At 73.7% G+C, this 23471-nt stretch carries 17 protein-coding genes; 10 read left to right on the plus strand and 7 right to left on the minus strand.

Annotation, left to right across the window (positions count from 1 at the left end):
- The first annotated feature begins 33 nt into the window (after nucleotides 1-33).
- From ACFZB9_RS04970 to pth, 3 genes are all read left to right on the plus strand, one after another.
- On the plus strand, nucleotides 34-1011 hold the full coding sequence (locus tag ACFZB9_RS04970) for a ribose-phosphate diphosphokinase (RefSeq protein ID WP_327068530.1): 978 nt from the start codon (nucleotides 34-36) through the stop codon (nucleotides 1009-1011).
- Nucleotides 1012-1370: 359 nt separating this feature from the next.
- Nucleotides 1371-1964, plus strand: a complete 594-nt coding sequence (locus ACFZB9_RS04975; RefSeq protein ID WP_391443657.1) for a 50S ribosomal protein L25/general stress protein Ctc — start codon at nucleotides 1371-1373, stop codon at nucleotides 1962-1964.
- A 97-nt stretch (nucleotides 1965-2061) separates the two neighbouring features.
- Nucleotides 2062-2643 carry an aminoacyl-tRNA hydrolase gene (gene pth / locus ACFZB9_RS04980; RefSeq protein WP_391443659.1) on the plus strand — a complete coding sequence of 194 codons (582 nt, stop codon included), beginning with the start codon at nucleotides 2062-2064 and terminating at the stop codon, nucleotides 2641-2643.
- A gap of 129 nt (nucleotides 2644-2772) precedes the next feature.
- Here the strand turns inward: pth and ACFZB9_RS04985 are convergent, their stop codons facing one another.
- The gene (locus tag ACFZB9_RS04985) at nucleotides 2773-3270 is read right to left on the minus strand and encodes a hypothetical protein (RefSeq protein WP_391443661.1); all 498 of its coding nucleotides are present in this window, start codon (nucleotides 3268-3270) and stop codon (nucleotides 2773-2775) included.
- A 76-nt stretch (nucleotides 3271-3346) separates the two neighbouring features.
- On the opposite strand from ACFZB9_RS04985, the gene ACFZB9_RS04990 reads away from it, so the two are divergent.
- On the plus strand, nucleotides 3347-3574 hold the full coding sequence (locus tag ACFZB9_RS04990; RefSeq protein WP_391443662.1) for a hypothetical protein: 228 nt from the start codon (nucleotides 3347-3349) through the stop codon (nucleotides 3572-3574).
- Nucleotides 3575-3649: 75 nt separating this feature from the next.
- Here the strand turns inward: ACFZB9_RS04990 and ppc are convergent, their stop codons facing one another.
- Nucleotides 3650-6436, minus strand: a complete 2787-nt coding sequence (ppc, locus tag ACFZB9_RS04995) for a phosphoenolpyruvate carboxylase (RefSeq protein WP_391444279.1) — start codon at nucleotides 6434-6436, stop codon at nucleotides 3650-3652.
- A gap of 293 nt (nucleotides 6437-6729) precedes the next feature.
- On the opposite strand from ppc, the gene ACFZB9_RS05000 reads away from it, so the two are divergent.
- On the plus strand, nucleotides 6730-8001 hold the full coding sequence (locus tag ACFZB9_RS05000) for a sensor histidine kinase (RefSeq protein ID WP_391443664.1): 1272 nt from the start codon (nucleotides 6730-6732) through the stop codon (nucleotides 7999-8001).
- 116 nt (nucleotides 8002-8117) lie between these two features.
- On the opposite strand, the gene ACFZB9_RS05005 is transcribed toward ACFZB9_RS05000, so the two are convergent.
- Nucleotides 8118-8657, minus strand: coding sequence for an SUKH-3 domain-containing protein (locus ACFZB9_RS05005; RefSeq protein ID WP_391444281.1), 540 nt, complete (start codon nucleotides 8655-8657; stop codon nucleotides 8118-8120).
- 89 nt (nucleotides 8658-8746) lie between these two features.
- Nucleotides 8747-9211: a YwqJ-related putative deaminase gene (locus tag ACFZB9_RS05010; protein ID WP_391443665.1), complete on the minus strand. Its 465-nt coding sequence runs from the start codon at nucleotides 9209-9211 to the stop codon at nucleotides 8747-8749.
- 267 nt (nucleotides 9212-9478) lie between these two features.
- On the opposite strand from ACFZB9_RS05010, the gene ACFZB9_RS05015 reads away from it, so the two are divergent.
- The 3 genes from ACFZB9_RS05015 to ACFZB9_RS05025 all read left to right on the plus strand — a co-directional run bounded on the left by ACFZB9_RS05015 (nucleotide 9479) and on the right by ACFZB9_RS05025 (nucleotide 14535).
- Nucleotides 9479-10486, plus strand: a complete 1008-nt coding sequence (locus ACFZB9_RS05015) for an SMI1/KNR4 family protein (protein ID WP_391443667.1) — start codon at nucleotides 9479-9481, stop codon at nucleotides 10484-10486.
- A gap of 70 nt (nucleotides 10487-10556) precedes the next feature.
- The gene (locus tag ACFZB9_RS05020; RefSeq protein ID WP_391443669.1) at nucleotides 10557-12932 is read left to right on the plus strand and encodes an SUKH-4 family immunity protein; all 2376 of its coding nucleotides are present in this window, start codon (nucleotides 10557-10559) and stop codon (nucleotides 12930-12932) included.
- Between the two features lie 244 nt (nucleotides 12933-13176).
- Nucleotides 13177-14535 carry a hypothetical protein gene (locus ACFZB9_RS05025; RefSeq protein WP_391443670.1) on the plus strand — a complete coding sequence of 453 codons (1359 nt, stop codon included), beginning with the start codon at nucleotides 13177-13179 and terminating at the stop codon, nucleotides 14533-14535.
- Nucleotides 14536-14631: 96 nt separating this feature from the next.
- On the opposite strand, the gene ACFZB9_RS05030 is transcribed toward ACFZB9_RS05025, so the two are convergent.
- Nucleotides 14632-15903 carry a nucleotide sugar dehydrogenase gene (locus ACFZB9_RS05030; protein WP_391443672.1) on the minus strand — a complete coding sequence of 424 codons (1272 nt, stop codon included), beginning with the start codon at nucleotides 15901-15903 and terminating at the stop codon, nucleotides 14632-14634.
- A 503-nt stretch (nucleotides 15904-16406) separates the two neighbouring features.
- On the opposite strand from ACFZB9_RS05030, the gene mfd reads away from it, so the two are divergent.
- On the plus strand, nucleotides 16407-20045 hold the full coding sequence (mfd, locus tag ACFZB9_RS05035; RefSeq protein ID WP_391443674.1) for a transcription-repair coupling factor: 3639 nt from the start codon (nucleotides 16407-16409) through the stop codon (nucleotides 20043-20045).
- Nucleotides 20046-20139: 94 nt separating this feature from the next.
- Here mfd and ACFZB9_RS05040 read toward each other — a convergent pair whose 3' ends face one another.
- Nucleotides 20140-20742, minus strand: coding sequence for a DUF4352 domain-containing protein (locus ACFZB9_RS05040; RefSeq protein ID WP_391443675.1), 603 nt, complete (start codon nucleotides 20740-20742; stop codon nucleotides 20140-20142).
- Between the two features lie 185 nt (nucleotides 20743-20927).
- On the opposite strand from ACFZB9_RS05040, the gene ACFZB9_RS05045 reads away from it, so the two are divergent.
- Complete coding sequence (locus ACFZB9_RS05045) at nucleotides 20928-23006, plus strand: N-6 DNA methylase (RefSeq protein ID WP_391443677.1); 2079 nt, start codon at nucleotides 20928-20930, stop codon at nucleotides 23004-23006.
- Between the two features lie 6 nt (nucleotides 23007-23012).
- Here the strand turns inward: ACFZB9_RS05045 and ACFZB9_RS05050 are convergent, their stop codons facing one another.
- On the minus strand, nucleotides 23013-23402 hold the full coding sequence (locus tag ACFZB9_RS05050; protein WP_391443679.1) for a VOC family protein: 390 nt from the start codon (nucleotides 23400-23402) through the stop codon (nucleotides 23013-23015).
- Nucleotides 23403-23471 lie beyond the last annotated feature (69 nt).

Consider the following 23471-nt stretch of genomic DNA (forward strand, 5'->3'; position numbering starts at 1 on the left):
GACCATGCGGCAGCAACACGAGGAGACGGTGCAGTGAGCGGGATCACGACGTCGGGTGAGAAGAAACTGAAGCTCTTCTCCGGCCGTGCCCACCCCGAGCTGGCGAAGGAGGTGGCCGCGGCGCTGGGCACCGAGCTCGTCCCGACCAAGGCCCTGGACTTCGCCAACGGCGAGATCTACGTCCGCTTCCTGGAGTCCGCCCGGGGGGCGGACTGTTTTGTGATGCAGAGCCACACGGCTCCCATCAACCAGTGGATCATGGAACAGCTGATCATGATCGACGCGCTGAAGCGGGCCTCGGCCAAGAGCATCACCGCGATCCTGCCGTTCTACGGCTACGCCCGCCAGGACAAGAAGCACCTGGGCCGCGAGCCCATCTCCGCCCGCCTGGTCGCCGACCTGCTGGCCCAGGCCGGTGCCGACCGGATCATGGCCGTGGACCTGCACACCGCGCAGATCCAGGGCTTCTTCGCCGGCCCGGTCGACCACCTCTTCGCGCTCCCGCTGCTCGCCGACTACGTCGGTGAGAAGGTCGACCGCAGCAAGCTCACCATCGTCTCCCCGGACGCCGGCCGGGTGAAGGTGGCCGACCAGTGGTGCGACCGCCTGGACGCCCCGCTGGCGATCATCCACAAGCGCCGCGACATGAGCCAGGCCAACACCATCCTCTCCGCCGAGGTGGTCGGTGACGTCAGGGACCGGGTCTGCGTCCTGGTCGACGACATGATCGACACCGCCGGCACCATCTGCGCCGCGGCCGACGCGCTCTTCGAGGCCGGCGCCGCCGACGTCATCGTGGCCGCCACCCACGGCGTGCTCTCCGGCCCGGCCGGTGACCGGCTGAAGAACTCGCGGGTCAGCGAGTTCGTCTTCACCAACACGCTGCCCTGCCCGGCGGACCTCCAGCTGGACAAGGTCACCACGCTCTCCATCGCCCCCTCGATCGCCGCCGCGATCCGTGAGGTCTTCGAGGAGGGCTCGGTGACCTCGCTCTTCGAGGGCGTGCACTGAGCAGGCGTGTCCTGAGCAGGCGTGCACTGAGTTCTTCGCGGGCCTGCCGCTGAAGGCCCGTCAGGTCCGATCGGCCCCGTCGCTGCTGGCGACGGGGCCGATTTCACGGTTGACGAGTGCTGAGGTTAGACTCGTGAGACTGCTCGGCGAGGGATGCCGCGCGCCCATCAGGCGCCTGCTCCGTGATCGACGCGCTGCCGGGGTCGGAGTACCGACCGTTGGCAGAGTCGTCCCGCCGCCGAGCGAACCCCCCAGTGTTTAAGGGTGTGGTCCCGGCGGCTTCATGCTGTTCGGGCCTCGTATGACCACCGTACGAGTGTTGCCTGCACCCCCCCGCCAGTCTTCCGAGGAGTGCAGTCGTGTCCGAGATCCGCCTTGCCGCCGAGCCCCGCAACGAGTTCGGCAAGGGTGCCGCCCGCCGCGCCCGCCGCGCCGGCTTCGTCCCCGGTGTCGTCTACGGTCACGGCCTCGCCCCGGTTCACCTGAACCTGCCGAGCCACGCCCTGATGATGGCCCTCAAGACCCCGAACGCACTGCTGGTCGTCCCGATCGAGGGCAAGGACGAGTTCGTCCTGCCGAAGGCCGTCCAGCGCGAGGCCATCAAGCGCACCATCGAGCACGTCGACCTGCTGCTGGTCAAGCGCGGCGAGAAGGTCACCGTCGAGATCCCGGTCCTCGTCGAGGGCGAGCTGGCCCCCGGCGGCAACCTGGTCGAGCACGTGCTGAACACGCTGCCGGTCGAGGCCGAGGCCACCCACCTGCCCGAGTCCGTCACCGTCTCGGTCCAGGGCCTGGAGGCCGGCGCCGCCATCCTGGCCGGCGACATCGCGCTGCCCAAGGGCACCTCGCTGGCCGTCGAGGCCGACGCCGTCGTGCTGCAGGTCATCGGCGCCCAGGCCTCGCAGGCCGACGCCGACGCCGAGGCTGCCGCCGAGGCCGCTGCCGAGGCCTGAGCCTCCCGGTAGTTCTGCCGCCGCTGCCCCGGCTCCCCGTGAGGGAGCCGGGGCAGCTGTGCGTCCATGATGATGAGGTATCGGAGGAGGAGCGCAGATGAGCGATGAGGCGTACACCGGCCCCTGGCTGATCGTGGGCCTGGGCAATCCCGGTGAGGGCTACGCCCGCAACCGGCACAACATCGGCTTCATGGTGGCCGACCTGCTGGCCGAGCGGATCGGCGCCAGGTTCAAGGCGCACAAGAGCCGCGCCCAGGTCGCCGAGGGGCGGCTGGCCGGGCAGCGGGTGGTGCTGGCCAAGCCGATGACCTTCATGAACCTCTCCGGCGGTCCGGTCACCGCGCTGCGCGACTTCTACAAGGCGCCGACCTCCGCGGTCGTGGCGGTCCACGACGAGCTGGACATCGACTACGCGGCCCTGCGGCTCAAGCTCGGCGGCGGCGACAACGGGCACAACGGGCTCAAGTCGATCACCAAGTCGCTCGGCCCGGAGTACTACCGGGTGCGCTGCGGCATCGGCCGCCCGCCGGGCCGGATGGAGGTCGCCGACTTCGTCCTGAAGGACTTCTCCGGCGCCGAGCGCAAGGAGCTGGACTGGTTCGTGGACCGGTCGGCCGACGCCGTCGAGGCGCTGCTGACGGAGGGTCTGGAGCGGGCCCAGGGCACCTACAACAGCTGACTCCCAGCTGGCTCACAGCTGACCGGCCGTCAGCTCGGCGCCCTCGTATGACGGATAGGGCAACAGTCGTACAACTCTTCGCCGCAGTCCCCGTTCCGGTGCCGGAACGCCTTGTCGCATCGGGTACGGTCAACCCGGACTCGGGTAGATAGGGGCGCTGGTGGGCGCGGGGTTGGGCTCGGCACGGGTGGCCGGCACATGGGTTCTGGCGGTCACGGCGCTGCTTTCCGGCGCCGCATTCGCTCGCGCGGCCGAGCCGAGTGGCTCACCCGCGCCGTCGGCGAGCGCGACGCTCTCGCCGACACCGGCCGCGAGCAGTACGCCGCCGCCGGGCGGGCCCACCTCGGTGGCGGCCGGCGTGCCGCCGACCGGCACGGCCACGCCCACCCCGCCGCCCTCGCCCACGGCTTCGCCGAGCAGCACGGCCGGTCCCAGCTGCCCGCCGCTGCCGGGCGCCGACGCCTCGGCCACCGCCGTACCGGGGCAGCCGGCCCAGCCTCCGGCCGCGCCCTCGTCCCAGCCCCCCGCTTCGGCCGGGGCGAGCACCACCGCCTCGCCGGGGGCGTCGCCGACGGAGCTGCCCAGCGGCTGCCCCAGCCCGACGCCGACCCCCAAGCCCTCGGCCACCCGCACCTCGACGACCCCGGTCGGCGGTGCCCGGGGCGGCGGCAGCGGCCGGTTGCGCCAGGCCGCTCCGCAGCCCGTGTCCAGCGCGCTGGACGCCCAGTTGGTCGATGCCCCGTCGCCGTCCTTCTCGCCGTCGCCCTCGCCGACCCCGGCCCCCGAGACCGCCGCGCTCTCCGGTGCCTTCATCTCCACGCTGGGCGGCAACGCCGGCATCCCGGCGGTGGCCGGCGGGCTGGTGGTCGCGGCCGGTGGTGGCGCGCTCTGGCTCAAGCGCCGCCGCGCCCCCGACAAGGAGTCCGGCTGACCAGGAGTCGGCCGCAGACAGCACCGGGCCCGCTCGCCGTGCAGGCGAGCGGGCCCGGTGCTGTCTGCCGGACGGTCAGCCGGTGTTGCGCAGGCCGGCGGCGATGCCGTTGACGGTCAGCAGCAGCGCACGGGCCCGCAGCGGGTCCTCGGGCCGGCCGGAGGAGACCTCCTCGCGCTGGCGGCGCAGCAGCGCCACCTGGAGGTAGGAGATCGGGTCCAGGTAGGCGTCCCGGACGGTGAAGGTCTGCTTGAGCACCGGGTTGTGCTCCAGCAGCTCGCTCTCGCCGGTCAGCCGCAGCACCTCGCGCAGCGTCAGGTCGTGCTCGGCGGTGATCTGGTCGAAGATGTGCCGCAGCTCGGTGGGGACCAGCTGCTCGACGTAGTGGCGGGCGATCCGCAGGTCGGTCTTGGCCAGCGTCATCGCGACGTTGGACAGGAAGTTGCGGAAGAAGTGCCACTTGCCGTACATCTCCGGCAGCACGTCGCCCAGGCCCGCCTCGCGGGCGGCGGCCAGGCCGGAGCCGACGCCGTACCAGCCGGGGACGATCTGGCGGGACTGGGTCCAGCCGAAGACCCACGGAATGGCCCGCAGGCCGTCCAGCCCCGCGCCCGAGTCGGGGCGGCGCGAGGGGCGCGAGCCCAGGTGCAGCGAGGCGAGCTGGTCGACCGGGGTGGCGGCGAAGAAGTACTTCGGCAGGTCCTCCTGCTCCACCAGGCCCCGGTAGGCGGTGTGCGCGGCCTTCGAGACCACGTCCATCGCGGCGTCCCAGCGGGCCAGCTCCTCGGGGGCCTGGCGCGGGGCGGTGTGCATGGCGGAGGCGGCCAGCGTGGCGGAGAGGGTCAGCTCCAGGTTCTCCCGGGCCAGCGAGGGCAGCAGATACTTGTCGGAGATCACCTCGCCCTGCTCGGTCACCTTGATCTCGCCCTCCAGGGTGCCCCAGGGCTGGGCGAGGATCGCCTCGTGCGAGGGGCCGCCGCCGCGGCCGACCGTGCCGCCGCGGCCGTGGAACAGGCGCAGCCGGATGCCGTAGCGGTGGGCCACGTCGCGCAGTCGGCGCTGGGCGCGGTGGATCTCCCACTGGGAGGTGGTGATGCCGCCGAACTTGGAGGAGTCGGAGTAGCCGAGCATCACCTCCTGGATGTCCCCGCGCAGCGAGACCAGCAGGCGGTAGGAGGGGTCGGAGAGCATCTCCTCCAGGATCCGGTCCGCCTGCTGCAGCTCGTCGGTGGTCTCCAGCAGCGGGACGATGCCGATCCGGGCGACCCCGGCGTGCAGGTCGATCAGGCCGGCCTCGCGGGCGAGTACCGCGGCGGCGAAGACGTCGTCGGCGCCCTGGCACATCGAGATGATGTAGCTCTCGACGATCTCGTCGCCGAACCGCTCGAAGCCCTCGCGGATGGTGGTGAAGACGCCCAGCGTCTTGGTGCCCGCGGCGTCCAGCGGCGCCGGGGTGGGGGCCAGCGGGCGGCGCGAGCGCAGCTCCTTGGCGAGCAGCCGCTGGCGGTACTCGCGCGGCATGTCGTTGTAGCGCCAGGCCTCCTCGCCGAGCCGGTCGAAGAGCTGGCCGAGCGCGTGGTGGTGGGCCTCGGCGTGCTCGCGCACGTCCATCGTCGCCAGCTGGAGGCCGAACGCCTCGACGGTGCGGATCGCCCGGGCCAGGCGGCCGTCCGCGATCAGCTCGCCGCGGTGCGAGCGCAGCGAGTCCTGGATCAGCTTGAGGTCGGCGATCAGCTCGCGGGTGCCCAGGTAGTCGCGGCCGGCCAGGTGCGGGGTGCCGGCGGCCAGGCGCTCGCGGGTGTTCTCCAGCTTGAGCCGCACGCAGGTGGCCTTGAGGCGGTAGGGCTCCTCGGCGTTCATCCGCTTGTAGCGCGGGCTCAGCTCGGGCAGCAGCTTGAGGTCGGCCTCCAGCGAGGCGAGCAGCTGCTCGGAGGCCCCGGCCAGGCGCACCGAGGTGGAGAGCGAGTTGCGCAGGTCGTCCACGGCGTCCAGGGCGTCCTTGATGCCGTACTCGTGCTGCAGGTTGAGCACGTCCCAGGTGACCTGCGGGGTGACGTTGGGGTTGCCGTCCCGGTCGCCGCCGATCCAGGTGCCGAAGGTCAGCGGGCGCACGCCCTCCGGCAGCGCGACGCCGACCCGGGCCAGCTCCTCGTGCAGTTCCTCCAGCACCTCGGGGACGGCCTCGCGGTACAGCTCGTCCAGGTAGTAGACGGCGTTGCGGGCCTCGTCGGTGGGCTCGGGACGGGCGATCCGCAGCTCGTCGGTCTGCCAGAGCAGGTCGATCACCTCGGCGAGGCGGCGGTCGGCGGAGCGCTTGGCCGAGGTCAGGCGGGCGGAGTCGGTGGGGGAGATCCCGGCGGCGGCGTGCTCGCGGTGGATCCGCTCCAGCAGTTCACCGATCCGGCGCAGCTTGTTCAGCACGCTGCGGCGGGCGGCCTCGGTGGGGTGCGCGGTGAAGACCGGGCGGACCGCCAGGTTGGCCAGCGTGTCGGCCAGGTGCTTGGGGTCGGCCTCGCGCAGCTGGTCGGCGGTCTGTGCCAGCAGCGAGCCCTCGCGGGCCCGGCGGGCGGCGAACTCGCGGCCGCGGTGCACCTGCTCGGTGACGTTGGCCAGGTGGAAGTAGGTGGAGAAGGCCCGTACCAGCTTGGCCGCGGTCTCCAGATCGATGTTGGCGAGCAGCTCGGCGGTGGCCTCGCCGTCGGTGCGGCTGAGCAGCCGGACCTGCTCGACCAGCCCGAGCACCTCGGCGCCCTCCTGGCGGACCAGGGTCTCGCCGAGCAGATCGCCCAGGCGGCGGATGTCGGCCCGCAGGGCCGCGTTGTCGGCGACCGGATCGGCGTTCGGCAGCTCCACGGCGGCCAGGCTCGCGCCTGAACGCCCGGTGGGCGACCGGTCGGCACTCGGGTGGTCGGCCGACTGGGGGACCTGAGCGGTCACGGCTGGCTCCCTGGGGTGGTGGGGTTCGGCTTCGGCGGACCGCGCTGTCCGACCGGACCAGCATATGGGGAGGTCCTTGTCCCGAGGTTGCGCCGGTCGCATGCCGGACAGCGCGGCGCGCCGGGCCCGGCGGCGGGCCGGCCGGACGCGCCCGTCGCCGCGTCCGGTGCCGAGAACTGGGTGGGGCCGCGGGGTGTGCCTCACTTAGGCTGTCCCGTATGAGCATGTCGCCTGGGGAGGGCGCACCGGACCGCGGCCTGTGGTGGTGGGACCGGCGGCGTAGTGCGCTGCTGGACGCGGTGTTGGCCCTGCTGGCCGCCGTGGAGTGCGCGCTGGGCGGCTACAGCCTGGTCCACGACCGGTTCCACCTGGGCGCCGGGTGGGCGGTCGCCGGCGCGGTGATCGGCGCGCTGGGCGGTGCCAGCCTGCTGGTGCGGCGCCGCTGCCCGGTCGTGCCGGTGCTGGTCTCGATGGTCCTGGTTCCCGGGCTGTTCGGGATCGTGCTGCTGGTGGTCGCGCTCTACACCCTCTGTTCCACCTGGATCTGGCCCGCGGGGCGCCGGCAGGTGGTGGCGCTGACCACGGTGATCTTCGTGGAGACGCTGGGGATGGTGCTCTTCTCGATGCTCACCGTCGAGCCGCAGCCGGGCCAGCAGCTGCCGGCCACCTGGGTCTTCGTGCTCTTCTCGGTGCTGGTGGCGGTCGGGCTGACCGTCTCGCCGGTGATCGGCGGCCTCTACATCGGCGCCCGGCGCCGGCTGATCGAATCACTCAAGGACCGGGCCCAGGGCCTGGAGGCGGAGCTGGACCTGCTCGCCGAGCGGGCCACCGAGCGGGCCCGGCGCGCCCGACTGGAGGAGCGCACCCGGATCGCCCGCGAGATGCACGACGTGGTGGCCCACCGGGTCAGCCTGATGGTGGTGCACGCGGGCGCGGTGGAGCGGATCGCGGTGCGGGACCCGCAGAAGGCGGCGCAGAGCGCCAAGCTGATGGCCGAGACCGGGCGCCAGGCGCTGGACGAGCTGCGCGAGATCCTCGGCGTGCTGCGGATGAGCGAGGAGGCGCCGGTGGAGAGCCCGCTGGGGCTGGCCGAGCTGCCGCGGCTGATCGACCAGTCCAAGGCGGCGGGGATGCGGGTGACCCTGACGGTCAGTGGCGAGCGCCAGCCCTACCGCGGCGATGCCGAGCAGACCGCCTACCGGGTGGTGCAGGAGGGGCTGACCAACGCACACAAGCACGCCGGCGGCGCGCGGGTCTCCGTCCTGCTGGCCTATGTGCCCAACGGGGTGCGGGTGGCCGTGGTGAACGAGCGGGCGGTGGGCGGCGACGAGGTCAGGCTGCCGAGCGGCGGCAACGGGCTGGTCGGCATGGAGGAGCGGGTGCTGGCGCTGGGCGGCAGCTTCGCGGCCGGGCCGCAGCAGGAGGGCGGGTTCCGGGTGGAGGCACTGCTGCCCTCGCGGCTGGCGCAGCGCAGCGACCGGCTGAGTTGAGCTGAGCCCGGCTTAGGCGCTGCTTAGGGCTGTTGAGCCCCTCTTAGGGCCGGCAGGCGAAGATTCGTGCGGAAGCTTCACAACTTTGCTGAACCCGGCTCGCCGCCCGGTCGCGCTCAGAGCGTGTCGGTGACGGTCCGCAGCCGCTCCGGACGGGTGCCCAGCACCAGCGTGGTGACCGCCTGGTCGAGGTCGGCGCCCAGGAACCACTCACCGGTGTGGTCGAGGCTGTAGACCCGTCCCGCCTCGTCGATCGCGAGCAGGGCCTGGCCGTAGTGCTCCTCGCCCAGCGGCGCCACCCGGCTGTCCAGCGCGCGCGACAGGTCGGCCAGGGTGCGTGGCAGGTGCAGGCCGCAGATCGGGTCGAGCAGGAACGGGGTGCGGGCCAGCTGGCGTCCGGCGCCGCCGAGGTCGAAGGAGAGCCCGCCGAATTCGGCCCAGGCCTCGATGGCGGCGGGGAAGACCGCGTGCTGGACGTCGTCGGGGGAGTGCCGGGAGAGCAGCTCGTCGGCCCAGGCCTCGGCACGCCGGATCTCCCAGCGGCCCGGGTGCCAGCCGGCCTGCTTGAGCGCGGCGGCGACGTCGGCGGGAAACCTGGGCTGCGAGCGGACGGCGGCGGACGCCGGGCCTGCGGCCGGTGACGTGAGCGGGTTCAGGGGGGACTCCGGGGTCGGGGGACAGGGGCGGCACGCGACCTGGGCGGCGCTGCGGGGTTATCGGCAGGGCAGCCGGGTCACGGGCCGGCTCAGGCCGGATCGGACCTGGGCCCGACCGCCACGCTCTGCACGGTGAAGTGATCGAGCAGCGGTGCGCAGGAGCGGCAGGGCGGCGCGTGGGTGCCGTGCGCCGGATCGTCCTGCTCGCGGATCCGCACGGTGGTCAGCTTGGCGCCCTTGAGCGCCTTGCGGGCGTCGTGCAGGCTCAGCGGCTTCTTCGCGGCGCGCTTGGAGCGCCCGTTGTCCACCGTGGTCAGGTACTGGGAGAGCAGCACCGCCTCCGGGCAGCGCCCGGCGAACCGTTCGCGGTGCTCCAGCGGCAGCCTGGCCAGGAAGTCACCGACCAGCGGGTGCAGCGCGGGCTCCTGGTCGGCCTTGCGGCCGGCCAGCGTGTGCACCTCGCCGCCGCGCAGGGAGAGCGCCGCGGCCACGGCGGGCAGCAGGCTGTCCCGGTGGTGGCGCAGCAGGGGTGCGACCGGCGGACCCTCGTCCACGGCTGCTCCTCTCGCTCTGTCGGCTGGTCCTCTGTCGGGCGGGTCGGGTGGACCCTCCCGGACGTCAGCCTGCCAAACGTTTCGGACAGTGGATCACTCGGGGGGCGGGAGCGTGTACTGAGACTCCGTCAGACGCACCAATTGTTCACAACCTGATCACAGGGCTCCGGTTCGCCCCGGCCGTCGGACCAGGACGACCGCCCGAAGCCGGGACCCCATACCCTGGTGGCTAGCTAAATCGGCTTCAGCGCAGTGGGGGCACCCAGAATGACGACAGGTCGGCCCGGCATCGCCGCCGCGCCCAACGCGGCCTACGCGGGTCAGGCGGTTCACTTTCCCGACCCGGTGCGGGCGGCCAGGTACCCCGACGGGGTACGGGTCGACGCGCAGGGGTATCCGGACTTCGGTCCGTACGCCGCGGCGGCCGCCGAGGTCGCCGATCCGCCCGAGGGCTTCGGCGTGGACGAGCTGCGGCTGACCGACTACGTGTCCGCCAACGCCGCGCTGTTCAGCCAGGGCCACGAGCTGTGGGCCGATCAGGAGTGCGCCGTGGCCACCCCGGCGGGCTGGACCTGGCACCACGCGGTCGGCGGCGCGGCCCACGGCTGGCGCCGGATGGAGCTGATCCCGGTCGAGATCAAGGCGCTGCTGCGGCACCACGGCGGCCTGGCCCGCTCGGCCGCCGACCACGCCAGGCGCGGCACCCGCCCGCTCCAGGAGCGCAAGGCCGTGCACTTTCCGCTCTCCCAGGAGGGCGCCGACCCGGTGAGCGTCACCGAGGACCTGATCCAGGCGGCCGAGGAGCGGCTCGGCTACCGGCTGCCCGGGCCCTACCGCGGCTTCCTCAAGCTGGCCGGCGGCCGGGCACCGGCGGGCGTGGCGCTCGACACCGACCTCGGACTCCTGCTCGACCAGCCGTTCCTGACGCTCAGCGAGGAGTACGGGGTCGACGACCTCGTCTACGTGAACAAGTGTCTGCGGGACCACCTGACCAAGGACTACCTCGGCATCGCCTTCGCCCAGGGCGGCATCCTGGCCCTCAAGGTGCGCGGCGAGCAGCTGGGTTCGGTCTGGTTCTGCCTCTATGACGACGCCCGGGACAACGGCGCCCCCGAGGAGCCGGCCGACCGGGTGCGGCGGCTGCTGCTGCCCTGCGGCGACAGCTTCGACGACTTCCTGCTCCGGCTGGCCGGCAGCCCGCCGGAGCTGGAGACGGTCGCGGAGCTGATGGTGGACGGCGGGTTCGCCCGCGCGGTGTCGGTGTCGGTGTCGTGAGGCAGTCGGTGAGCGGTGGCGCGATCGGCGGGAGCGAACGGCCCGCGCGAGAGGACAGGGGCGAGGCAGCATGATGACGTACGCGCAGGCACAGGACCTGGCGGCGGAGTGGATCAACGGCGGGGTGGCGCCCTTCCAGCAGCGCGAGGTGCGGGTGCGGGAGTTCGACCTCGGCTTCGTCTGCTGGGCCGAGGACCGCGAGGGCGGACCCTCCTCGGACGGTGGGGCGGTCAAGCTGGTGATCGCCCGGGACACCGGGGCGAGCACGCTCTGGCCCGCGCTGCCGGTCAACGAGGTGGTCCACCGCTACGAGGCGCAGTACGGCCGCCCGGCCCAGGGCGGTGCTGCCGGGGCGGTCAAGCCGGTGCCCGCTCCGGCCGAGGCGACCTCCTTCCTGCTCAGCCCCCCGCAGTGGATGCTGGACGCCGGTGCGGCCGCGATCGCCGCCGAGGCGGAGCGGCTGGGAACGGCCCCGGCCACGGCCGACCAGGCGCCGGCCCCGGCCGAGCCGGTCCGGACCGCTGAGCCCGTGATGGCCGCGCCGGGGCCGCTCGCGGCCCCCGTGCTGACCGAGCCGCCGGTCTCGGACCGGCCGGCCGGTGACGCGCCGACCATGCTCGCGCCGCCGCCCAGCTGGGAGCTGGAGGAGCACGGCGAGGAGCGGCCGACGGCCCCGGCCACCCCGCCGGAGGCGATGACGGTCCGGATGCCGCCGCCGGCTGCCGAGGCGCCCGTTGTGGTGCCGGCACCCGTGCCCGTACCCGTGTCGGCACCTGTGCCCGCACCCGTACCCGTGCCTGCCGCACCGGAGGGGCCGGTGGGCGGATACGCGCCGACCATGCTGGCCTCGGACGGCGTGCCCGGGCCGATGGGCCTGCCCGGCGCTCTGGCCGCGCCGGCGCCGATCGTGCCCGCCCCCGCCGGGCCCACCGCTCCGGCGGCGCCCGGCCCCGGCATCGAGTACGCGCCGACCATGCTGGCCTCCGACGGCCCGCCCGGGCTGATGGGCCTGCCCGGCGCGCCCGTGGCGCCCCCGGCGACCGGTCGTGGCGGTGTGGGCGCTCCGCCGCCCCCGCCGCCCGGTGCGCTGCGTGGCGCGCCCGCCCACCCGGGGTCGCCGGCGGCACCGCCGGCGACCGGTCGTGGCGGCGTCGGCGCTCCGCCGCCTCCGCCGCCGGGCGCGCTGCGTGGTGCGCCCGCGCCCGCTCCCGCCGTCGGTGGCGGTGCCGGTGCCGGTGCCGAGGACCTGGCCGACGCCGACACCAGCAAGGCGGTGGTGCCGCCCCGCCAGGGCGCGCAGGGCGGTGGCGTCGCGCACGCCGCGACCCAGCTGGCCTCCGCCGTCCCGGGTGGCCCCGGCTTCCCCGGCGCGCCGGTGCCCGGTGCCCCCGGTGTCCCTGGCGCTGCCGGCGTGCCCGGTGCCGCCGCGCCGGTGCCCGGGCTGCCGCCGCAGGGCGCCCCGGTGCCGCCGGGCGTGCCGACCGTCGGTCCCGGCTACCTGGCCGTGCTCAGCTACCGCGCCCCCGACGGCTCCGAGCAGAAGGTGATGCACCGCAGCGAGCCCGGCACCCCGCACCCGGAGTGGCGGATCCTGCAGGAGCTGCGCCGCCTCGGCGTGCCCGCCGAGCAGGTGCTGGAGCTGCACACCGAGCTGGAGGCCTGCGACCTGCCCGGTGGCTACTGCTCCCGGCTGATCGCCTCCTCCTGGCCCAACGTGCGGATCACCCACACCGCCGGGTACGGCCGCGAGCACCAGGCCCGCCAGGCCGGCATGGCGCACCTGCTCAACCACCTGGACGAGCTGCACCAGCTGGCCGCCGGCCCGCGCCGCCCGCGCCCGGTCCGGGTGCCGCTGCCGGCTCCCGGCAGCATCCCGCCGGCTCCGCCCGTCCCGCCGCAGCAGATCGGCGCCGAGCTCACGCAGTACTTCGGCGCCGCCATCTTCCGCTACGAGCAGCGGGCGGTCTCCCGGCAGGGGGTGCCCGAGGGGGTGGCGCAGACCCTGGTCTGGGCCGGTCTGCCGACCAGCTTCGGCCCGTTCTTCTGGGCGCACGTGCCGGAGAACCGGCCGATCCCGACGCTGGCCGAGCTGGCCGCCGAGCGCGGCCGCCAGGCCGGGCCGGACGCGGGCGGCTACCTGGTGCTCGGCAACGACTACGGACGGCAACTCTGTGTGCAGTACGGCACAGCGGCCGTGGTCGCGGTGGATCTGGAGGGAACCGCACAGGCCCCGCGCTTCGTCAACACTGGCGTACCGGAGTTCGTCCGGTCGCTCGCCCTGCTCGGTCGGATGTGGCCGTTGCGCTACGGCCTGACCCCGGATCAGGCCGGGCGCTGGACCACCGACTTCCAGGCCGAGCTGGCCGCGATCGACCCGGCCGCCCTCCAGGCACCGGACACCTGGTGGGCGGTCCTCCTGGAGCAGTTCTGGGACGGCCTGCTCTAGCCGTCGGACGGCTGGGGCTGGGGCCGCACCCAAGGGTGCGGCCCCAGCCGGTGGTGTCGCTTCCTTGGGCTTTCCAGATGATCTGCGCAAAATAGGTCAAGAGGATCGCAGGAAACGAGCGGCTATGACCAGGTAGCACTGGGTAGCACCAGATATCGACAGAGCCCGGCTACCAGGTGACCCAGGTGACCCGATCACCACCAGGCAATATCGTGCCCAGCCGGCACTGAGGGGAAGACAGCAGATGAGCGACGCCATCCCGTCGTACGGCTTCACCGCTGCCCGGCGCGGCTACGCGCCCGAGCAGGTCGACCGCGCGCTGACCGCGCTGACCGCCCAGCGGGACGAGGCCTGGCAGCGGTTGAGCTGGCTCGGCGCCCAGATCCGCGAGCTGGAGGCGGTGCTCGCGGCCACCCGCAAGGCCGCCGCCGAGGCGCCGGAGCCCGACTACACCACCCTCAGCGAGCAGGCCGCCGACCTGATGGCGATCGCCGACAACGAGGCCCGCCAGGTGCGCGACAAGGCCGAGCGGTTCGCCGAGGACACCCGCGACGAGACCTACCAGGCCGGTCAGGAGCTGCAGGCCGAGGCCGCCGCGTACGCGACCGCCACCCGCGCCGAGGCCGACCTGGCCGCCCGCCGCACCGACGAGCGCACCCGTGCCGAGGCCGAGAAGCTGCGCGGCGAGGCCGATGCCGAGTCCCGCGCGATCCGGGACGGCGCGACCGCCGAGGCCGCCAAGATCCGGGTCGCCGCCGCCGAGGCGGGCGAGCGGGCCGAGACCAAGCTGGCCGAGCTGCGGCGCGAGGCCGACGAGCGGTTCGCCGCCGAGGAGGCGGCCGCCGCCGCCGAGGACGCCAAGATCTCGCTGGCCGCCGAGCGCCGCCTCAAGGAGGCCGAGCAGCACCGCGAGTCCGTGCTCAGCCTGATCAAGCAGATCGACACCGACGCCCAGGCCAAGGCCGACCGCCTGGTCGAGCAGGCCCGCCGCGAGGCCGACAAGGTCGATGCGGCCAGCGCCGCGCAGCGGGCGGAGTTCGACAAGCGGCTGGAGACGGTGCAGACGCACCTGGACCACATCAAGGGCACGCTGGCCTCGCTGACCGGCAAGGCGGTCGGCATGATCGAGTCGGCCGACCCGGGGAACGCGGTGACCCAGCCGACGCAGGCAGCCCAGGTCACCCAGGTGACCGAGGTGATCCCGACGGTCCAGGCGACCGACCCGGAGGCCGACACCGGCGAGGTCCCGCTGCCGCCCACCCCGCCCGCTCCGGCTGCCCCGCCCGCTCCGCCCACGCTGCCGACCGCGTCCTCCGACGCCCCGACCACGGTGCTGCGCCTGCCCGCCGAACTGCGCGAGGCGCCCGCCACCCAGCCGTCGGCCACCCCGCCGGTGGACCCGCGCGCCGCGCTGCGCGCCGCCGGCGCCGCCCAGCCGCCGCTCCCGCCCCGCCCGGCCACCCCGCCGCCGACTGCCACGCAGGGCGCGGGTGCTGCCCCGGCTCCCGAGGACGAGACCCGGATCATCCCGAAGATCGTGATCATCGACGACGGTGCCGGGATCGACTCGCTGCCCAACACGGTGGGACGTCGGCGGACCTGACGTCTGGTGCAGGGGCTCTCCCGATCGGGTGATGGCGATCGGGAGAGCCTGCGTGCGCAGCGGAAAAGGGCTGGAGGGACGACGGCTGGACAGGTCCTAGAGCACCTCGACGGCTGCTCCCGTCAATCGTCGGCGGCAGTCCAGGACGTACCGGGCGTGGTCGGTGATGGCGGTGTAGTCGAAGTCGTCGTGGTCGGCCAGCAGGACCACCGCATCCGCCGCCGTCAGCTCCTCGGGGCTGGCCGTGACGCGGGTGATGCGGGAGAAGGGGCCGCGCCGGCCGGGGAGGTGGACGCCGTCCACATGGGGGTCGGCGGCGCGGACTTCGGCGCCCATCCGGGTGAGGAGTTCGGCGACCTGGGCGGCGGGGGTCTCGTGGGCGTCCCCGGTGTTCTTCTTGTAGGCGAGGCCGAGCAGCAGGATCCGGGAGCCCTTGACCGCCTTGCGGCGCTCGTTCAGGGCCGTGGCCAGGCGCCGCACCACGTAGTCGGGCATGTGGCTGTTCACGTCGTTGGCCAGCTCGACGAAGCGGAACGAGCGGCCGAGCGCCCGCTCCACCCGCCAGGACAGGAACGAGGCGTCGATCGGCAGGCAGTGCCCGCCCACCCCGGGGCCCGGGTCGAAGCGCAGGTAGCCGAACGGCTTGGTGGCGGCGGCGTCGATCGCCTCCCAGATGTCGATGCCCAGCTCGTGGGCGAACACCGCCAGTTCGTTGACCAGGGCGATGTTGACGTGCCGGAAGGTGTTCTCCAGCAGCTTGGCCAGCTCGGCCTCCTTGCAGGAGGAGACCGGCACGGTGCGCTGCACCAGCTGCCGGTAGAAGTCGTCCACCGCGTGCAGCGAGTCCGTGTCGATGCCGGAGACCACCTTCGGGGTGTTCTCCAGCCGCCAGTGCTGGTTGCCCGGGTCGATCCGCTCGGGGCTGTAGCCGACCTGGAAGTCGATGCCGGCGCGCAGCCCCGAGCCCTTCTCCAGCAGCGGGGTGAGCAGCTCATCGGTGGTGCCGGGGTAGGTGGTGGACTCCAGCACCACCAGGGCGCCGGGCCGCAGCCGCTCGGCCAGCAGCCGGCCGGAGGCCTCGATGCAGGAGAGGTCGGGCACCCCGTCACGCAGCGGAGTCGGCACGGTGATCACGGCGACGTCGAACTCCGCGAGGTCGGCCGGGTCCGTGGAGGGCCGGTAGGAGCCGTCGGCGAGCAGTGGCCGCAGCCGCTCGTCCGGGATGTCCTCCACATACGAGTCGCCCTCGGCCAGCCGGGCGATGCGGCGCCGGTCGATGTCGTACCCGACGACCTGGTGGCCGGCCTCGGCGGCGCGAACCGCGAGCGGGAGTCCGACGTAGCCCTGACCGGCGATGACGACACGCATGGCGCTCAGCGTAGGGAGCGGGCGGCCCGGACGTCGGTGGACGGCACCCGTCCGGCCCAAAGATCACCGGAAAGAGGAGTTGGGCCAGGACCCGTGGCGCCCTCCAGGAAAGGGCGCCACGACTCCCGACGCTCGGGCGGGCGCCCCCACCCAGGGTCGCCCGGCCTCGCACCCCGACCCCCATCGGAGTGCGCTGGTCCCGCTGCGCCATCCCCCACGGTTGGAGCGGCGGGCACGTGATCCATCCTGCGCGTCGTCCATGGACTCCCAGTGACAGGAGTGTGTCCACTTCTTGACAATCGACCCTTCGGTCCGAACGCCAGGTCATGTGCATGGCCGGTCCGGCCGTGGGTGACTGACGGAGTCGGCGTCGGCCGCTCGGCGTACTCTGGGAGCCTGACCCGGCCCCTGCGCACCGAGTGCCGGGCCCATCAAGCTGCCCGGCCGCAGGAGAACCGTCAGGCCGGGCGCTCCGCCTGGACGCAACGGGACGAGAAGACTCCATGAGCCTGACCGGTTTGCTCGATGTCGTGGTTCGCGACGCCGCCCTCGCCGAGGCGATCGAGGCGGCGGCCGCCGGCCATCGGCCGCATCTCGACCTGGTCGGCCCGCCTGCCGCGCGGCCGTTCGTGGTCGCCGCGCTGGCCCGCTCGCTGGCCGCGGGGGCCGGCGAGCGCGGCCGCCCCGTGCTCGCGGTGACCGCCACCGGCCGGGAGGCCGAGGACCTGGCCGCCAGCCTGCGTTCGCTGCTGCCGCCGGACGCCGTCGCGGAGTACCCCGCCTGGGAGACGCTGCCGCACGAGCGGCTGTCGCCGCGCTCGGACACCGTGGGCCGCCGGCTCGCGGTGCTGCGCCGGATCGTTCATCCGCGGGCCGACGACCCGTCCGCCGGGCCGGTGCAGGTGGTCGTCGCGCCGGTTCGCTCGGTGCTGCAGCCGCAGGTCAAGGGGCTGGCCGAGCTGGAGCCGGTGGCGCTGCGCGGCGGCGAGTCGGCGGACCTGGACGAGGTGGCCCGGCAGCTCGCCGCGGCCGCCTATGCGCGGGTCGAACTGGTCGAGAAGCGCGGCGAGTTCGCGGTACGCGGCGGCATCCTGGACGTCTTCCCCCCGACCGAGGAGCACCCGCTGCGGGTGGAGTTCTGGGGCGACGAGATCGAGGAGGTCCGCTACTTCAAGGTCGCCGACCAGCGCTCGCTGGAGATCGCCGAGCACGGCCTGTGGGCGCCGCCCTGCCGGGAGCTGCTGCTGACCGACGAGGTGCGGGCGCGGGCCGCGGAGCTCGCCGTGCGCCACCCCGAGCTGGCCGAGATCCTGGACAAGATCGCCGAGGGGATCGCGGTCGAGGGCATGGAGTCGCTGGCCCCGGTGCTGGTGGACGACATGGAGCTGCTGCTCGACGTGCTGCCGGCCGGCTCGGTCGCGGTGGTCTGCGACCCCGAGCGGGTCCGCACCCGGGCGGCCGACCTGGTGGCGACCAGTCAGGAGTTCCTGCACGCCTCCTGGGTGGCGGCGGCCTCCGGCGGCGACCGTCCGATCGACGTCGAGCAGATCGACGTCTCCGCCGCCTCGCTGCGCTCGCTCGCCGAGGTGCGCGAGCACGCCGGCGCGATCGGCCTGCCCTGGTGGTCGGTCAGCCCGTTCGCGACCAGCGACGCGGAGCTCAGCTCCGTATCGGCCCGCGGCGGAGCCGCTGATTGGCACAGCGACAGCAACACGCTGGCCCTGGGCATGCACGCCGTGGAGGCCTACCGCGGCGACACCGCGCGGGCCGTCGCGGACGCCAAGGAGCGGCTGACCGCCGACTGGCGGGTCGTCATGGTGACGGAGGGTCAGGGTCCGGCCTCCCGGCTGGCGGAGGTGCTCGGCAACGAGGGCATCCCGGCCCGGCTGGTCCCCGATCTGACCCAGGCGCCCACCCGCGACGTGGTCCACGTCGCCTGCGGCTCGATCGAGCACGGCTTCGTGGACGAGGCGCTCAAGCTCACGGTGATCACCGAGACGGACCTGTCCGGTCAGCGGTCCTCCACCAAGGACATGCGCCGGATGCCGTCGCGGCGCCGCAACGCGATCGACCCGCTGGCCCTGGCGGCCGGCGACTACGTGGTGCACGAGGCGCACGGGGTGGGCCGCTACGTCGAGATGGTGCAGCGCACCGTGCAGGGCGCCACCCGCGAGTACCTGGTGCTGGAGTACGCGCCGGCCAAGCGGGGGCACCCCGGCGACCGGCTCTTCGTGCCGACCGACCAGCTGGACCAGGTGACCAAGTACGTCGGCGGCGAGGCCCCGACCCTGCACCGGCTCGGCGGCGCGGACTGGGCCAAGACCAAGCAGCGGGCCAAGAAGGCGGTCCGCGAGATCGCCGGCGACCTGATCAAGCTCTACTCGGCCCGGATGGCCGCCCCCGGGCACACCTTCGGGCCGGACACCCCCTGGCAGCGCGAGCTGGAGGACGCCTTCCCCTACGCGGAGACGCCCGACCAGCTGACCACCATCGCCGAGGTCAAGTCCGACATGGAGAAGTCGGTCCCGATGGACCGGCTGATCTGCGGCGACGTCGGATACGGCAAGACCGAAATCGCCGTGCGAGCTGCCTTCAAGGCAGTGCAGGACGGCAAGCAGGTGGCCGTGCTGGTGCCCACCACGCTGCTGGTGCAGCAGCACTTCTCGACCTTCGCCGAGCGGTACGCCAACTTCCCCGTGGTGGTCAAGGCGCTGTCGCGGTTCCAGAGCGACACCGAGGCGAAGGCGGTCCTGGAGGGCCTGCGCGACGGGTCGGTGGACGTGGTGATCGGCACCCACCGGCTCTTCTCCAGCGAGACGAAGTTCAAGGACCTCGGCCTGGTCATCGTGGACGAGGAGCAGCGCTTCGGCGTCGAGCACAAGGAGCAGCTGAAGAAGCTGCGGGCCAACGTGGACGTACTGACGATGTCCGCGACCCCGATCCCGCGCACCCTGGAGATGGCGGTCACCGGCATCCGCGAGATGTCCACCATCACCACCCCGCCGGAGGAGCGGCACCCGGTGCTGACCTTCGTCGGCCCGTACGACGAGAAGCAGATCTCGGCCGCGATCCGGCGTGAACTGCTGCGCGAGGGACAGGTCTTCTACATCCACAACCGGGTCGAGTCGATCGACAAGGCGGCCGCCCGGCTCAAGGACCTGGTGCCGGAGGCGCGGATCGCCACCGCGCACGGGCAGATGGGGGAGAACCTGCTGGAGAAGGTGGTGGTCGACTTCTGGGAGAAGGAGTTCGACGTGCTGGTCTCCACCACGATCGTCGAGTCGGGCATCGACATCTCCAACGCCAACACGCTGATCGTCGAGCGCGGCGACACCTTCGGCCTCTCCCAACTGCACCAGCTGCGGGGCCGGGTGGGCCGTGGCCGCGAGCGCGGCTACGCCTACATGCTCTACCCGCCGGAGAAGCCGCTCACCGAGACCGCGCACGAGCGTCTGGCCACCATCGCCCAGCACACCGAGATGGGCGCGGGCATGTACGTGGCGATGAAGGACCTGGAGATCCGCGGTGCGGGCAACCTGCTCGGCGGCGAGCAGTCCGGGCACATCGCGGGCGTCGGCTTCGACCTCTACATGCGGATGGTCGGCGAGGCGGTGGCGGAGTTCCGCGAGTCGCTGGCGAGCGGTGGCGGGGAGGCGGAGGAGGAGCCGCTGGAGGTGAAGATCGAGCTGCCGGTGGACGCCCATGTGCCGCACGACTACGCGCCGGGCGAGCGGCTGCGCCTGCAGGCCTACCGCTCGATCGCGGCGGTCAACTCGGAGGCCGACATCGAGCAGGTGCGGGCCGAACTCACCGACCGCTACGGCAAGCTGCCCGACCCGGTGGAGAACCTGCTGCTGGTGGCGGCGCTGCGGCTGTTCGCGCGGCGGTGCGGGGTCGCGGACATCACGCTGCAGGGCGCGAACGTGCGCTTCGGTCCGGTGGAGCTGCGCGAGTCCCAGCAGCTGCGGCTGAACCGGCTCTACCCGCGCAGCCAGGTCAAGGCGGCCAGCTCGCAGGTGCTGGTGCCGCGGCCGACGACCGCGCGGATCGGCGGCAAGCCGGTGGTCGGGCGGGAGTTGCTGGCCTGGTGCGGGACCTTCCTGTCCACCATGTTCGAGGAGCTGGCGGCGGCGAAGAAGTAGCGGACTTCGCGCTCACAGGGCGGCGGGTGGCTTCGAGCCATCCGCCGCTTCGTCGTTCCCGGCCGGGGCGCCGGACGCCCCGCTCCGCCGAGGTTCAGCCGAGGTTCCACTGGCCGGCCTGGTCGGCGAAGCCGCTGTCGAGGCCGAACTGGGTCTTGGCGATCTTGGCGTCGCTGGGCACCTCGAAGGTGATGAAGCCGAGTGCGCTGTCGCCGGGGGCGATGTTCGCGGGGGTGGGGAAGCTCGGGCCCGCGGTGGTGTCGGCGACCACCGCGCTGTAGGACTGGCCCTTGTCGTCGAGCACACTGGCGCCGTTGTCCGGGGCGTCGCTGTAGGCGGCGGTGCCGGTGTTCTTGATCCGGAACTGCACGGCGATCCAGCGCTTGCCGTCGGCGGGGTGGAAGTCGTTGGCGCTCGCGGCGTTGTCGACCACCTTGACCACGGTGACGTCGGCGGTGGCGCCCTTGTCCATGCCCTTGAGCGCGATGGTGTCGCCGACCTTGGCGTTGGAGGGTGCCTTGCCGGCGCCGGCCGCGCCGCTGGGGGAGCCGGCCGTGGCGGTGTTCTGCACGGGCTTGGTGCTGACCGTGCTGGTGCCGGTCGGTCCGCAGGCGGTGGTGGCCAGGGCCAGCAGGGCGGTGCCCGCCAGCAGGGCGAGCGAGGCGGAGCGGCGGCGGGCGGCGGTGGTGCTGCGCATGGCGGGTTCCTCTGTTTCCAGGTGATCGCCCCGGTTGGCGACAGGTCCATCACAGCAGAACGCTGTGAACGTCGTCAACAGGAAAATGGAAAACCTCTCTGTTCACGTGTGAACGAGGAGGTTGGGAGCGGGTGGCTATGCTGGATGATCACAGTCGCTGTTGCCGCCTTCGTCGAGGAGCCGCCATGCCGCCGAGCCCCGAGGTCACCGCCGTCGAGATCGCCCGGCTCGCCGGGGTCGGCCGGGCAGCCGTCAGCAACTGGCGCAAGCGGCACGCCGACTTCCCGCAGCCGGTGGGCGGCAGTGAGGCCAGCCCCACCTTCGCGCTGCCCCAGGTCGAGGACTGGCTCCGCCGCCAGGGCAAGATCGCCGAACTGCCGCTGGTGGAGCGCTGCCGCCAGCAGCTCGACGCGCTGCGCGACCCGGCCGGGAACCCTGGGGCCCCACTGCTGCCGGCCGGCGCCTTCCTGCTCCTGCTGCACCGCGCGCCCCGGCGCTGGGCCGCGCTGGCCGGCGAACCGGACACCCGGCTCGCCCTGGCCCTGCCCCGGGCGGTGGCCGAGGTCGCGGGCCAGGCGCTCGGCGGCGGGGCGCTCACGCTGCTGGAGCTGCCGGCGCTCTTCGGCAGTACGCAGCTCGAACTCTGCCGGATGCTGGCCCGGCTGGCGGCGGAGCAGGGGGCCGCCGCGGCCTACGAGGCGCTGCTGGCCACCTCCCGGCAGCCCGTCCAACTGCCCCCGGAGGCGGCGGCCCTGCTGCTCGCGCTCGCCGGCGAACCCGCGAGCCTCCTCGACCCGGCCTGCGGGCTCGGCGCCGTGCTGCGCGCCGCCCCCGCCGACGCCGTGCGCCACGGGCAGGAACGCGACCCGGTGACGGCCGGCGCCGCGCTGCTGCGGCTCGCGCTCCAGGCCGGCACGGACGCGCCGGTGCCGCTGCCGCTGCACCTGGCCGCCGGGGACGCGCTGCGGGCCGACGCCGACCCCGCGCTGCTCGTCGACGCGGTGCTCTGCCGCCCGCCGTACAACGAACGGGACTGGGGCTACGAGGAGTTGCGCTACGACCCGCGCTGGCTCTTCGACCAGGCGCCACCACGCGCCGAGCCCGAACTGGCCTGGCTGCTGCACTGCCTGGCGCACACCCGCCCCGGCGGCCTGACCGCGCTGCTGCTGCCGCCCACCGTCGCCTCGCGCCGCTCGGGCCGCCGGCTGCGCGCCGAACTCCTGCGCACCGGGGCGCTGCGCGCCGTCCTGGCGCTGCCGGCGGGGGCGGCGCCGCCCTACGGCGTGCCGCTCCACCTGTGGCTGCTGCGCCGGCCCGATCCGCAAGGGCCGTCGCCGACCCGCCGACTGCTGCTGCTGGACGCGACCGCCACCCAGCCCGAGCAGTTCGACTGGCCGACCCTGCACCGCACGGTGCTGGACGGCTGGCAGGCCTTCGACGCCGGTGCCGAGGTGGTCGAGCGGCCGGGCGTCCACCGGGTGCTGGACTCGATCGAGCTGCTCGACGACGACACCGACCTCGCCCCGGCCCGCCACCTGCCGTCACCGGCCCCGGCGGGCGGCGCTTCGGCGCTGGCCGACCAGCGCGGGCGGCTGGGCGAACTGCTCGCCACGCTGGCCGAGTTGGACCGGCGGCTGCCGGCCGTCGCCGAAACCGGCGCCGGCCAGGGCGCCCCGATGACCACCCTCGGCGAACTGGCCCGCGCCGGCGCCCTGGAGCTCTTCTCCTCCGGCGCCGGCCCGGCCGTCCGCCCGGCGGCCGAGGACCCGTCGGCCACCCCCGTGCTCACCGAGCAGGACCTCGCCGCAGGGCGCCGCCCGAGCGCCGCGCTGGCCGGGGCGGGCGCACCGGGCGAGGGGGCCGCCCTGCTCGCCCGCCCCGGCGACGTCCTGGTCGCGGCCCTGGGCGGCGGCAGCGTGCTGGTCGTCCGCCCCGGCGACCCGGCCGACGGCGCGGCCCTCGGCGCGCGCCTGCACCTGCTGCGTCCCGATCCGGCGCTGCTCGACCCGGAGTTCCTGGCCGGACGCCTGCGTTCCACCGCCGGCGCGCGCTCCGCCAGCAGCCACGCCTCCACCACCTCCCGCCTCGACGTCCGCCGGGTCCAGGTGCCGCGGCTGCCGATCGAGAGCCAGCGGGAGCTGGGCGAGGCCTTCGGCCGGATCGCCGCCTTCGCGGCCGGCCTGCGCCAGGCCGAGGAGCTGGGACGGCAGTTGGCCCAGGGGCTCACGGACGGCCTGGCGGACGGCGGGCTGTCGGTGGGGTGAGCGGCCCTAGCCTTCCTGCTGAAGCACGGAGAGGATGTTCCCCGCCGGGTCGGTGAACCACGCGATGTGCGGGCCGCCGCCGCGGAAGATGCCCTTCTCGTCCGTGGCCAGCCCGGGGTAGCGCTCGAACCGCACGCCGCGCCCGGCCAGTTCGTCGACGGCCCGCTCGACGTCCGCCACCGGGAAGTTGAGGACGGTGAACGATGCCGGGGTGTGGTCCTCCTTCGGGTAGACCAGCACCTCGCCGCCGCCGGGCAGATGCAGGCGCAGCAGCCGGTACCCCTGCTCCATCGCCTGGTCGGAGACGTTCAGTCCCAGGGTCTCGGCGTAGAAGCGCTTGGCCTGGTCGAGATCGTTCACGGAGAAGCTGCTGAAGGCCTTGCTGTTGTCGAACACGGCTCGGTACCTCGCCCTCGGTCGTCGGCCACGCGGGGGCGCGGGCCTGCCTCCGATGATCCGGAGGGG

The sequence above is a fragment of the Kitasatospora sp. NPDC008050 genome (assembly GCF_042957465.1).
Taxonomy (GTDB): domain Bacteria; phylum Actinomycetota; class Actinomycetes; order Streptomycetales; family Streptomycetaceae; genus Kitasatospora.